Genomic DNA, 11875 nt, shown 5'->3' with positions numbered 1-11875 from the left:
CGACCCTGGCTTTGAACTCGGGGCTGTGGGTGCGGCGTTTGCTCATCGGTGGGAGCCCCTTTCAGGGGCGGTACCCCGCCTCAGAGGTTAACGATGGGGGCTGTCCAGAAAAACCAGTCCACCTCAGTTCGCTTCCGGTCCAGCCGGCTTAGGACGTAGTAACTGGCGAACGCAATCAGGATCATGACAAGCATGAAGGCTGGATAGGACACCCTCCAGTTCCTGGGGCCCGTGATCATCGACCATTCGGACATCCCCCCGATGCCGGCAAGCAGCGTCAACGGCATAAAGATCGTGGTGATCAATGTCAACCGTCTGACGGTAATATTTGTTTCATTGGCCGCTTTAGCCATTTCATTATTTAACATTGAAAGATACATTTCCATCAAACTGGTAACGATATCTCGATAGGACTCAGTCAGCTCGAAAAATCTGACCAGGTGATCAAAGATGTCGCGATAATGATAGATTGACTGCTCTGCAATGAAGGGACAATCCCTGCGGCATATCCTCCCGAGGATCTCACGTTCGTGAAAGAGGCTCTTGCGTAGCCTTAGCAGATACCGCCTGAACCGAATCAATTCGGCCGACTTGAAGCTCGCGGGGTCCGAGATCAGAGCCCCTTCCACATCGTCCAATTCGTCCTCGAGCGCCTCGATGGCAACAAACTTCTGATCCACAACATGATTCAGAATCAGGTGCATGACCCGTGAAGGCCCCTGCTGCTCCAGTGTTCCCTCAAAGCTCTTCTCGACCAGACGTTGAATTCCCGCCAGAAAGGGCCGCCGGCCGGCGCTGAAGTGACTGATGCTGACCAGGAACTTCTCACCGATGAACAAATTGATTTCACCCACCTCCAAAGCACCATTGCCATACTCGAACGTGTTAAAGAGAATGAATGTATTATTCGGAAAGTCTTCGATCTTGGGAATCTGGTTTTCATCAAAGCAATCCTCGATCGAAAGCTGATGCAGACCGAGCAGCCCCACCAGCTGCTCAAGCTCCTCCCTGGTGGCCTCGTTGTAGTGCAACCAGGCAAAACCACTCTCTTCCGCAGCCGCCACAGCAGCCTCGGCCGTCCCCACGCGCTTCGGAGGGCCGCTGCAGCCGAACTGGTAAAAGCTGGAGTCAGACACGTCGTTCTGATCGGGTCCCAGGCAACAGCGTAGGGAGGAAATAGCGTGAGCTGGACATTGACTGGTGACGTACTTCCGTCATGACCAGGATGGGCCTCTGAACCCTGCAATCTCCGATCAGAATCGCGCTGAAAAAGACATCACAACCAAGCGGAGATCGCCATCCAACCAGGTTTGCAGGTTCAGTTGCCCTGAAGGCTGGTGAAGGAATCAGGGCCCTCGCCGCAGGAGCGCCGCTCAGGCCGCCAGGAAGCCGAAGTGACGCGAGAGGAAGCCGCGCAGGCCGCTCTGGGCCTCGAGGTCGAGTTCGGCGGACCATTCCGCCTCGGCGATGTCGGCCTCACCCAGGCCCAGACCGTCCACCAGGCGCCGGTAGGCCACCTTCTCCAGGGGGTTGATGCTCGACTCGTCGCCGGGCCGCCGGCCGACACGGATCATCATGTAGCCCAGCTTCAGGGCCAGCTGCCGGTCTTCCTCGGATCGGAGCCGGGGAATCAGCGTGTCGAGGGCCTCAGGCTGCAGGGACTGCTCGGCCAGCACCTCAGCTGCCTCGGCGGGCAGCGGCACTCCACCATCCGTCACGATGTAACGCTCCACCAGGCCTTCCAGCAGCTCCCGCTCCTCCGCGGAGAACTCGCCATCCGACCAGGCCACACAGCAGAGGATGCGCAGCAGGTCGAGGTTGCCGGCGGGCGGGGTGTCGGTGCTGGGCGCCATGAAGGGGATCCGGTAGGCATCCCAACAGCCATTGTGACGGCTTGGTCCGGCAGCCCACCAACCGAGGGCAAGCGCCCTGACAGATTCCATGCACGTGGCTACAGCGGAAGCAGAGGGGTCAACCCCGCCACGACGGAATGGAGAGCAGGCATCACAGCGATCCCTATCAACAGCGCCACAAGCCGTCCCAGCCCAGCACCTGTCCGGATTGCCAGGCCACCTTTCACCAGGGGCGCTGGACCTGCCTGTGCACGGATCAGGGATGGGGTTCCCGCAGGCGAGCTGCGGCTCCCGGGCCGTTTCCTGACCCAGCATGCACTGGGTGAGGCCCTGGTGAATGCCTTCGGCGGAACGCTGGAGGCACCCTTCGCGGACGCCGGATCGCAGGCGCCATAGTGCCCGCACGCCCTGGCAGGACAGTGAAGGCCGTGCCGAGCCTGGAGTCCCTGACCCGCCGCGAGCGGGTCGCTGAAGTGATGGATCAGCCGGGGATCGACCCCGGCGAGCACGCCCTGGCCCTGGCGGGGCTACGGCGCATCAATGCCGTGAGCCGCTGCTCCGCCAGCCTGTTCACCCCGATCCGTGAGCTGGCGGCACGCCATCAGGGCACTCCCCTGCGGGTGCTGGATCTGGCCTGCGGCGGCGGTGACACCGCCATCGACCTGGCCCTGATGGCCCGGCGCAGTGCCATCCCGCTGATCCTCGAGGGCTGCGACATCAGCCCCAGCGCTGTGGCGATCGCCCGCGCCAATGCCGAGCGCCGCGGCGCCGAGGCGCGCTTCTTCAGGGCCGACGCCCTCGCCGATCCGCTGCCGTCTGGTCCGGACGGGGCCGCCCCCGGTGGCTACGACGTGGTGCTCACCTCCCTGTTCCTTCACCACCTCGACGACCACGACGCCGAGATGCTGCTGGCCCTGATGGGCCAGCGGGCCCGTCAACTGGTGCTCGTGAACGACCTGATCCGCAGTCCCCTGGGCTACGGGCTGGCCTGGGCCGGCACCCGGCTGCTCAGCCGCTCCTGGATCGTGCACACCGATGGACCGCGCTCGGTGCAGGGGGCCTTCCAGCTTGCTGAGGTGGCCGCCATGGCGGAGCGGGCCGGGCTGCAGGGCGCCACGCTGCAACGCTGCTGGCCGGAGCGTTACCTGCTGAGCTGGTCCCGTGGTTGAGACCCTGCCCGGCCAGTCCTGGGATGTGGTGGTGATCGGAGCCGGTCCGGCCGGTGCCCTGGCCAGCCTCGATCTGGCACGCCGGGGCCTGCGGGTGCTGCTGGTGGAGAAGCGCCGCTTCCCGCGCTGGAAGGTGTGCGGCGCCTGCTTCAACGGCCAGGCCCAGGCGGCGCTCGCCTCCGTGGACCAGGGCCATCTGCTCGAAAGCCTGGGAGGGCTGCCGTTGCGGCGGCTGCGGCTGGGCCTGGGCGGCCGGCAGACGTGCTGTGCCCTGCACCCGGGGTGGGCCGTCTCCCGCAGCCGCTTCGATCAGGCCCTGGTGGAGGCCGCCGTCAGCGCCGGAGCTGTGTTCCGCCCCGAAACCACAGCCCAGCTGGGTCCGGCCAGCGCCCAAACCCGCAGCGTCAGCCTGCGCCAGGGGCGGCAACAGCAGCAGGTGCAGGCGGCCGTGGTGCTGGCGGCGGCGGGACTGGCCCACCGCTGCCTCGAGAACGAGCCTGGCGCCCACACCCGCATCCAGCCCCGCTCGCGGCTGGGGGCCGGTTGCGTGCTGGCGGGTGCGGACCACCACTGGGAGGAGGGCAGCATCCACATGGCCGTGGGCCGCCAGGGCTACGTGGGTCTGGTGCGGGTGGACGGCGGCAGCCTCAATGTGGCCGCCGCCTTCGATCGCACGTTCCTGCAGGAGACCGGCAGCGCTGCTGCTGCCGCCGGGCGGGTGCTGGCGGAGGCCGGCTTCCCGGCCCTGCCCCAGCTGGATGAGGCCGACTGGCAGAGCACTCCAGCCCTCAGCCGCCGCAGCACCCCCCTGGCCGGCCATCGCTTCCTGGTGCTCGGGGATGCCGCCGGCTACGTGGAGCCTTTCACCGGAGAAGGCATGGGTTGGGCCCTCGCCGCCGCCGCCGCCGTCACGCCGCTGGTGCTGGAGGGGGCCGGGTCGTGGGAGCCGGCGCTCGAGCGCCGCTGGATCCAAACCCACCGGCAACGGATCGGCCGCCGTCAGCTGGTCTGCCGCAGCCTGGCCCTGGCGCTGCGCCATCCGAGCAGCACCCGTGGCCTGTTCTGGGCAGCCTCGCGCCTGCCCTCCCTGCCGCAACGGCTGATGCCATGCCCATGACGATCCTCGGCATCGGCACCGCGGTTCCCCGCTACCGGATCAGCCAGGGTGAATCCGCGGCCATGGCCGGGCGCATCTGCGCCTCCACGCCAGAGCGGGCAGCCCTGCTGGCGCGCATCCAGCGGCGCTCCGGGGTGAACGTGCGCCACAGCGTCCTGCTGGAATCGGTCGAGCATGAGGATGGCATCGGAGGCCGCCTGCCGTTCTATGGCGACAGCAGCCCATCCACGGGCGAGCGGATCAGACGTTTCGAGGTCCATGCCGAACCCTTGGCGCTGGAAGTGGCCCGCCTCGCCTTGGCGGATGCCGGGCTCGGCCCGGAGCGGATCACCCACCTGGTCACGGTGAGCTGTACGGGGTTCCAGGCGCCGGGCTTCGATCTCGCCCTGATGGCTCGGCTGCCCCTCAATCCCGATGTGGAGCGCACCCATGTGGGCTTCATGGGCTGCCACGGCGCGCTCAACGGCCTGCGGGTGGCACGGGCCTTCGTGGAGGCCGATCCGGCCGCCTGCGTGCTGCTCTGCGCCGTGGAGCTGTGCAGCCTGCACATGCACTACGGCTGGGATCCGGAGAAGGTGGTGGCCAACTCCCTCTTCGCCGACGGCGCCGGCGCCCTGGTGGCCACGGGCACTGCCGAAGCCAGCTGCCCAGCCGCCGATGCCCCCCCGCTGCAGGTGCTGGGCTCCGGCTCCACGCTCATCCCCGGAACCGCCAATCTGATGTCGTGGACCATCGCCGACCACGGCTTCGAGATGACGCTCTCGTCCAAGGTGCCAGGCATCATCGCCGCCAACCTGCGTCCCTGGCTGGAGCGCTGGCTGAGCGCCCGGGGCGAAAGCATTTCCTCGATCGGATCCTGGGCCCTGCACCCCGGCGGTCCACGCATCCTCGCGGCCGTTGCGGCCGCGGCGGAGCTGCACCCCAGCCAGGTCGAGCCCTCGGCGACCGTGCTGCTCCGGTTCGGCAACATGTCATCGGCCACGATCCTGTTCATCCTCGAGAGCCTGCGCAGCACGGCAGCTCCACGCCCCTGGGTGGCCCTGGCCTTCGGCCCAGGCCTCACCGTGGAGGCGAGCCTGCTGGGCTGAGGCTCAGGGCCTGCGGAACCGCCGCAGCTCCCAGGCCGTGAGCCGCTGCCGGGTGTCGTACGTCAGGCTCACCTGCTGGAAGTGGTCGGCATCGAGGCGGCAGCCCACCTGCAACACAAAGGCCCCCTCCGGCAGCTGCTCCGGCAGGGAACAGAGCAGGCCGTCGGCGAAGCCGGCGGTGAGGTCGTTGCCGCTGAACTGGCTACTTCGGAAGGGCTCGCACGGCTGCGGCTCCGGATCCGCGGCGGGCCAGTGGTGGGGTTCCAGGCGCTCCAGCTCACCGGGCCAACCCTCCTGCTGCGCCAGCAGGGCCCGCCAGTCGCTGGCCGCAGGGCGGGGTGGGTCGAGCTCGGGGGCCAGGCTGCAGCGGAAGGGAACCACCCCCAGGCTCTGCAGCCGCCAGCCAGGGGACTCGCCCGGAGCTGCTGCCAGCGGTGCGTAGAGCAGCACCAGCATCGAGCGGGAGCGGCCCCGGAACAGGTTCAGCTCATGGCCGAATCGGGGCTGCTGCCCGTCCACCGCCAGGCTCGACTGGCCGGCGGCGCCGCGGAATTGCCAGCACTGTCCGCCGCCGTTGTAAGTGGAGCGCGAGAGGGGCAGCTGGCGGCGGCCGTCCGGAGCGAAGCGCAGGCCGCTGCCGTCCCACAGACCCGTGTCGGGGTCAGAAAAGCTGATGGCGTAGCAGGTGCCCTCGATCACCGTGCTGGGGCTGGTGAGATCCAGCACACCGGCGGCGCTGCGCTCATACCAGCGGCTCGTGCCACACCAGCGGCCCGCGAAGTTGAGCCTGTTGAGCTCCCACTGGCGGTCGTGGCCGGTCATGGCAACAGGGGCGGTGGTGGTGCGGTCAGTGTGGTGGCTTCACTGTGATCGCGGCGCCCTAGCTTTTCGTCAGCCAGCACAGTCTCGATGCGGATCACGATCGTTGGCTGCGGCTATGTGGGCTCTGCCCTGGCGAGCCACTGGCATCAGCAGTCCAGGCACTGGCTGCGGGTCACCACCACGCGCGAGGAGCGCCTGGGGGAGCTGGCCGCTCTGGCCGATGCGGTGCAGCTGCTGGATGCCGCCGACCCCGATCAGCTCCACCAGGCCCTGGAGAACACCGAGGCGGCCGTGTTCTGCCTTGCACCCGGCGGCAACCGCCAGGTGGATGCCGACGGCTATGAGGCCACCTACCTGCGCACGATGGAGGCCGTGGCGGCCGTGGTGCCCCAGCTCCCCGAGCTCCAGCAGCTCGTGTACACCAGCAGCTGCTCGGTCTATGGCGAGGCCAAGGGCCTGGTGGAGGAAGACACACCCCCCCAGCCCCGGGAGCCTCACGCTCAGATCCTGCGAGACGCCGAGGATCTGCTGCTCAACTGCCGCAGCCCCCACCGCCGCGTCGCGATTGCGCGGCTGGGAGCGATCTATGGCCCCGGGCGCGAGCTGGAACCCCGCTTCCGCTCCCTCGCGGGCAGCCGCCGCGAAGGGGATGGGTCGTCCTTGATCAGCTGGATCCACCGCGACGATGTGGTGACGGCCCTGGCCTGGGCGGTGGAGCAGGGCTTCGATGGACTCATCAACCTGGTGGACGACGAACCCATCAGCGTGCGCGAGCTGATCGACCGCAGCTGCCGTGCCGCCGGCCTCGAGCCGGTGATCTGGGACGGCGACAACGGCACCTCGGCCAACCCAGCCGCCGAACGGCGAATCTCGAACCGCCGCCTGCGGGAGCTGGGCCTGAGCCTGCAGCACCCCCGCCTGCCGATCCTCGCGGCCACGCCCGGTCCCGGGGCTGAGCAGAAGCCTGCGGCCTAGTCTTGCCGCGCCCATCCGCCGCGCCAGCGATGCGTTCCGTGCCGCTCCACCTCAAGCCCGGCAGCGACCTGCGCCAGGCGCTCGAGCAGTTGGCCGTGGAGCAGAACGCCTCCGGTTTCGTGCTCGGTGTGGTGGGCAACCTGGCCCAGGCCGCCTTCCAGTGCCCCGGCAAGATCTCCCCCACCGTGCTGCGCGGTGAGCTGGAGATCATCACCCTGCAGGGCACCCTCTCCCCCGAGGGCGTGCACCTGCACCTGAGCCTCTCCGATGGGGACTGCCGGGTCTGGGGCGGGCACCTCGAGCCTGGCTCGCGGGTGCTCAAGGGCGCCGACCTGCTGGTGGGCCTGCTGGACACTGTGGCGCAGACACGGGAGCAGGCCTCCAGGCCGGCGACTGCCGCAGGCCAGACCAAGGCCGCAGGCGCCGCGCCTGCCGTCAGTGAGCCCAACGAGCCGCGGGTGACGATTGCCGTGCGCTCCGGTTGCCCGTTCTCCAGGCGTGCTCTGCGCATGCTGCGCACCCTCGGCATTCCCCTCCGCCTGATCGAACCCAGCGCCGAGGGTCCCGTGCCCCAGGTGTTCGTCGATGGGGAGCTGATCGGCGGCTACACAGAGCTGGCCGAGAGCCACGGCAGGGGCGAGCTCGAGGTCCTGCGCCAGGGATGAGCGTGCCGCCAGCCGCCACGCTTCAGCTCAGCACTCTGGCCGGCTGCGGTCTGGCCATCGCCGGCTACCCCCGCTTCCGCTACGACGCCCGCGGCGGTGGCGGCAGCGCCCAGCTGGGGCAACCGTCCGGGGACGGGAGGCGGCCGCTGAGGTTCCAGCCGGACGAGCTGCGCATTCCGCCGCTCGACTGGCGCAGCACCCGCGTGCTGGGGTTGCCCCTGCCGCCGGGGCTGAGCATCAGCATCGAACCGGAGCAGCTGGAGGGCGTTCTCGATCCCGCCACCGGCTCCCTGGCCCTGACGTTCAGGGCGCGCTTTCTCTTTCGTGTGGGCTCGCTCTACTGCGCACCTCCCCTGTTGGTGGCCACGGAGCTGGTCACAGGCGAGGTGACAAGCCGGCGGCATCACCTGAGCGGCGAGCGACCCGATGGGGATGGAGCCGCCCTGCTGGTGGGGGTGGCCTCGATTCAGCCCAGTGGCGAGCCCTGGCTCGACCGTTTCCTGGGGCTGCCCGATGAGGCCCTGGCGCTGCTGCGCTGCCGCTTCACTCCAGAGCCCGGGGCCGGGTTCCCGTGGGAACCACCTGCAGGCCGATCGGCGCCAGGGCAATCAGCGCCAGCTTGACGTGCTGAATCCCGAAGGGGATGCCGATGATCGTCACGAAGCAGGCCAGGGCCGAGCTGAGGTGGCCGATCGCCAGCCACCAGCCCGCCAGCAGGAACCAGATCACGTTGCCCACCAGCCCCAGGGGGCCGGTGCCGAAATCATTGCGGCCGGTGAGCTCGCGGCGGCTGATCGCCTCCTGCCCGAACGGCCAGAAAGAGAAGTTGCCGATCACGAAACAGGCCCGCGCCCAGGGCAGACCCACGATCGTGATGGCGGCCACCAGGCCGGCCAGCCACCAGCCCAGGCCCATCACGAAGCCCCCGAGCACGAACCAGAGGACGTTAAGAACGAAGCGAAGCATCTCTCCAGATTGGCGTTGATCCGAAACTTGGAGGGTCGGCCCTTTCCGGTCGGCCCGGGCTCACCTAGGCGACGGACACGAAGCTGAATTTATTACCAGCTTCGCAGCCCATCGCCTAGAGTCTGTAAACCTCCTTAACAAAAGGGACCAATCACATATGTTCACGCTCGAGAAAGCCACCCAGATCTTCCCCGACACGCTGTCGGCGGACGTCGTTCCTGCCATCACCGCGCGCTACAAGCTGCTCAGCGCCGAAGACCAGCTTGCACTGATCTGGTACGCCTACCTCGAGATGGGCAAGACCATCACCATCGCCGCCCCCGGCGCCGCCCGCATGCAGTTCGCTGAAGGCGTGCTCAGCCAGATCAAGGGCATGAGCTTTGCCCAGCAGAGCCAGGTCATGTGCGACCTGGCCAACAGCACCGACACCTCCATCGGCCGCACGTATTCCGGTTGGTCGGTGAACATCAAGCTCGGCTTCTGGTATCAGCTCGGCGAGTGGATGGCCGCCGGCATCGTGGCTCCGATTCCCCAGGGCTACCAGCTCTCCGCCAACGCCGCCTCCGTGCTCAGCTCCCTCAAGAGCGTCGAGCAGGGCCAGCAGATCACTCTGCTGCGCAACTTCGTCGTCGACATGGGCTACGACCCCGCCAAGGGCGAGGCCCAGCGCGTCAGCGAGCCTGTGGTGGCTCCCACCCCTGAGTCCCAGCGTCAGAAGGTGTCGATCGCCGGAATCGACAACGCCACGGTGAGCGCCTACATGGATCAGCTCAATGCCAACGATTTCGACAACCTGATTGAGCTGTTCCTTCCGGACGGGGCGCTGCAGCCTCCCTTCCAGAAGCCGATCGTGGGCAAGGACGCCATCCTGCGCTTCTTCCGCGAAGACTGCCAGAACCTGAAGCTTCTGCCCGAATCCGGCATTGCCGAACCCGCCGACGGCGAATTCACCCAGATCAAGGTCACCGGCAAGGTCCAGACACCTTGGTTCGGAGCCGGTGTGGGCATGAACGTGGCCTGGCGCTTCCTGCTCAATCCCGACGGCAAGATCTACTTCGTGGCGATCGATCTGCTGGCCTCCCCCGCCGAGCTGCTCAAGTTCGCCCGTTGAGCCTCGCCACGGCCACGCCCCCTGCCACCGGCAAGGGACTGCTGCTGGCCACCGGCATCCTGCTGGCCTGGATCTTCAGCCTGGTGCTTCTGCTCCCGGCCGATCCAGGCCATCTGCCCCTGCCGCTGCTGCTGCTTGCCGTTGGCCTCCGCTCGGTGCTGCACACCGGCCTGTTCATCGTCGGCCACGACGCCATGCACGGCCTGCTTCTGCCAGGCCAACCCCGGCTCAACCACCAGCTGGGGCAGTTAGCTCTCGGGCTCTACGCCGGCCTCCCCTACGGCGCCTGCCGCGCCAACCACCTGCGCCACCATCAGGCCCCGGGAACCACCCGCGATCCCGACCACCAGCCCCCCCAGGGCGGCGGGGTGCTGCGCTGGTACTTCCACTTCATGGCCAGCTATCTCTCCGCCGGCCAGATGCTGCGCCTGCTCAGCGGCTGGGCCCTGCTCACCCTGGTGGCCGCAACCTCCGGCGTCATGGCCCCGCTGTCGGTGCTGCTGATCTGCACCCTTCCCCTGCTGATCAGTTCCCTGCAGTTGTTCGTCTTCGGGACGTACCTGCCCCACCGCCAGACAGAAGGCGACAGCCCTCGCCACCAGGCCCGCAGCCTGGAGCTGCCGGTATGGCTCTCCCTGCTGGCCTGTTTCCACTTCGGCTATCACTGGGAACACCACGAGTTCCCCACCAGGACCTGGTTCCAGCTGCCGGGGATGCGCCGGTTCCGCCCGTCCCGGCAAGGGCAATCCGTGCGGCTCGCGCCTCTGGCCCAGCCGCGATAAAGTCTTGTATCAAGGAAGACATCATGGTTGAATCGGCACTGATCACCTGGAGTGACGACGAGCAGGCCATCGCTGAAGAGGCCTTCAGTTGCGCTTACGCCCGTGCCGTCCAGACAGTGATCAGCACCGTGCGCCGCGAGGCCGATTCAATTAACAATGCCCAGTCCCTCTGGCGCTTGCACGATTATCTCAGCACCCAGCGCCACGTGATGGAAGGGCGCTTCGATTTCCGCCTTGAGGGCATTCTCTTCGTGTTCGCCAGCCTGGTGAAGGAAAACCTGCTGGACCTGCGGGAACTCGACGGCCTCGACGCCGACAAGCTCGCCAAGATCAAGGCGATGTCGCGCTTCTAGGGCCAGGCGGCCCATCGGCCAGACTGACCCCATACCTCACGAGGCATCCGCCCCCATGGTCGTCAGCGGGTCTGCAGCCTCCCCAGCGGGTGCCAGAGCGGCGGCCACCAGCTCCTTCCCCCTGGCGGCCATCACCGGCCACGGCACCCTCAAGCTGGCCCTGCTGCTGGCGGCGGTGGATCCGGGTCTGGGCGGGGTGGTGATCGCCGGCGGGCGCGGCACCGGCAAGTCGGTGCTGGCCCGGGGTCTGCATGCCCTGCTGCCGCCGATCGACGTGCTGGCGCTCGGTGAGGCCTGCCGCCGCCTCAACGTCGACCCCCAGCGGCCTGACGACTGGGACGCCACGATCCACGGCCGCATCACCCAGCTGGGCGGTGATCCCAGCGGATCCGACCCCACGGCGCTGCTGCCCACCACGGTGATCCCGGCCCCGTTCATCCAGGTGCCCCTCGGCGTCACCGAAGACCGACTGGTGGGCTCGGTGGATGTGGCCGCCTCCCTGGCTGCGGGGGCCCCGGTGTTCCAGCCAGGTTTGCTGGCGGAAGCCCACCGGGGCGTGCTCTACGTCGATGAGCTCAACCTGCTCGATGACAACATCACCAACCTGCTGCTGGCGGCGGTGGGCAGCGGCGAGAACCGGATCGAGCGCGAGGGGCTCAGCCTCTCCCATCCCTGCCGCACCCTGCTGATCGCCACTTACAACCCCGAGGAGGGGGCGGTGCGCGACCACCTGCTCGATCGCTTCGCCATAGCCCTCTCGGCCAACCAGCTGCTGGCGATCGAGCAGCGGGTGGCGATCACCAGCTCCGCCCTTGATCACGGCAGCTCCAGCGAAGCCTTCCGCGCCCGCTGGCAGGAGGAGACCGATGCCCTGGCCACCCAGTTGCTGCTGGCCCGCCAGTGGCTGCCCGATGTGTCGATCGCCCGCGAGCAGATCGCTTACCTGGTCAACGAGGCCCTGCGCGGCGGCGTGG

14 protein-coding genes are annotated in these 11875 nt (G+C 67.9%); 10 read left to right on the top strand and 4 right to left on the bottom strand.

Translation table 11 applies throughout. The features are described from left to right. Positions 1 to 80: 80 nt before the first annotated feature. Both KBY78_RS11385 and KBY78_RS11380 read right to left on the bottom strand, forming a co-directional pair. Entirely contained in the window at positions 81 to 1136 is a 1056-nt protein-coding gene (locus tag KBY78_RS11385; protein WP_255143685.1) for a magnesium transporter CorA family protein, read from the bottom strand. A gap of 237 nt (positions 1137 to 1373) precedes the next feature. Next, positions 1374 to 1853: a TerB family tellurite resistance protein gene (locus KBY78_RS11380; protein ID WP_255143684.1), complete on the bottom strand. Its 480-nt coding sequence runs from the start codon at positions 1851 to 1853 to the stop codon at positions 1374 to 1376. A gap of 428 nt (positions 1854 to 2281) precedes the next feature. On the opposite strand from KBY78_RS11380, the gene KBY78_RS11375 reads away from it, so the two are divergent. Genes KBY78_RS11375 through KBY78_RS11365 form a run of 3 tightly spaced genes read left to right on the top strand, consistent with a single transcriptional unit; the run spans position 2282 to position 5227 of the window. Continuing rightward, positions 2282 to 3022, top strand: a complete 741-nt coding sequence (locus tag KBY78_RS11375; RefSeq protein WP_255143683.1) for a methyltransferase domain-containing protein — start codon at positions 2282 to 2284, stop codon at positions 3020 to 3022. Further along, a complete protein-coding gene (locus KBY78_RS11370; RefSeq protein ID WP_255143682.1) occupies positions 3015 to 4139 on the top strand; it encodes an FAD-dependent oxidoreductase in 1125 nt (374 codons plus the stop codon). The genes KBY78_RS11375 and KBY78_RS11370 overlap by 8 nt, the downstream gene beginning before the upstream one ends. Next, positions 4130 to 5227 carry a type III polyketide synthase gene (locus tag KBY78_RS11365; RefSeq protein ID WP_255143681.1) on the top strand — a complete coding sequence of 366 codons (1098 nt, stop codon included), beginning with the start codon at positions 4130 to 4132 and terminating at the stop codon, positions 5225 to 5227. Before KBY78_RS11370 ends, KBY78_RS11365 begins: the two co-directional genes overlap by 10 nt. 3 nt (positions 5228 to 5230) lie before the next feature. On the opposite strand, the gene KBY78_RS11360 is transcribed toward KBY78_RS11365, so the two are convergent. Next, complete coding sequence (locus KBY78_RS11360; protein WP_255143680.1) at positions 5231 to 6049, bottom strand: hypothetical protein; 819 nt, start codon at positions 6047 to 6049, stop codon at positions 5231 to 5233. An 87-nt stretch (positions 6050 to 6136) separates the two neighbouring features. On the opposite strand from KBY78_RS11360, the gene KBY78_RS11355 reads away from it, so the two are divergent. From KBY78_RS11355 to KBY78_RS11345, 3 genes are read left to right on the top strand one after another with little or no spacing between them, the layout of a single operon-like run. Continuing rightward, positions 6137 to 7024, top strand: a complete 888-nt coding sequence (locus KBY78_RS11355) for an NAD-dependent epimerase/dehydratase family protein (protein ID WP_255143679.1) — start codon at positions 6137 to 6139, stop codon at positions 7022 to 7024. 29 nt (positions 7025 to 7053) lie between these two features. Next, the gene (locus tag KBY78_RS11350) at positions 7054 to 7689 is read left to right on the top strand and encodes a PCC domain-containing protein (protein WP_255143678.1); all 636 of its coding nucleotides are present in this window, start codon (positions 7054 to 7056) and stop codon (positions 7687 to 7689) included. After that, the gene (locus KBY78_RS11345) at positions 7686 to 8312 is read left to right on the top strand and encodes a hypothetical protein (protein WP_255143677.1); all 627 of its coding nucleotides are present in this window, start codon (positions 7686 to 7688) and stop codon (positions 8310 to 8312) included. The genes KBY78_RS11350 and KBY78_RS11345 overlap by 4 nt, the downstream gene beginning before the upstream one ends. Here KBY78_RS11345 and KBY78_RS11340 read toward each other — a convergent pair. Then, entirely contained in the window at positions 8233 to 8655 is a 423-nt protein-coding gene (locus tag KBY78_RS11340) for a YccF domain-containing protein (protein WP_006173023.1), read from the bottom strand. The genes KBY78_RS11345 and KBY78_RS11340 overlap by 80 nt on opposite strands. A 157-nt stretch (positions 8656 to 8812) precedes the next feature. On the opposite strand from KBY78_RS11340, the gene KBY78_RS11335 reads away from it, so the two are divergent. The 4 genes from KBY78_RS11335 to KBY78_RS11320 form a co-directional block, all read left to right on the top strand. Then, positions 8813 to 9766: an orange carotenoid-binding protein gene (locus KBY78_RS11335; protein WP_006173022.1), complete on the top strand. Its 954-nt coding sequence runs from the start codon at positions 8813 to 8815 to the stop codon at positions 9764 to 9766. Further along, the gene (locus KBY78_RS11330; RefSeq protein ID WP_255143676.1) at positions 9763 to 10548 is read left to right on the top strand and encodes a fatty acid desaturase; all 786 of its coding nucleotides are present in this window, start codon (positions 9763 to 9765) and stop codon (positions 10546 to 10548) included. The genes KBY78_RS11335 and KBY78_RS11330 overlap by 4 nt, the downstream gene beginning before the upstream one ends. 23 nt (positions 10549 to 10571) lie before the next feature. Further along, the gene (locus tag KBY78_RS11325) at positions 10572 to 10901 is read left to right on the top strand and encodes a hypothetical protein (RefSeq protein ID WP_255143675.1); all 330 of its coding nucleotides are present in this window, start codon (positions 10572 to 10574) and stop codon (positions 10899 to 10901) included. 55 nt (positions 10902 to 10956) lie between these two features. Continuing rightward, positions 10957 to 11875 (top strand): ATP-binding protein (locus KBY78_RS11320; protein WP_255143674.1); only part of this gene is annotated, 919 nt, incomplete at its 3' end.

This window comes from Synechococcus sp. EJ6-Ellesmere (assembly GCF_024345875.1).
GTDB classification, from domain to species: Bacteria; Cyanobacteriota; Cyanobacteriia; order PCC-6307; family Cyanobiaceae; genus Regnicoccus_A; species Regnicoccus_A antarcticus.
This window is presented reverse-complemented; position numbering and strand designations above follow the sequence as displayed.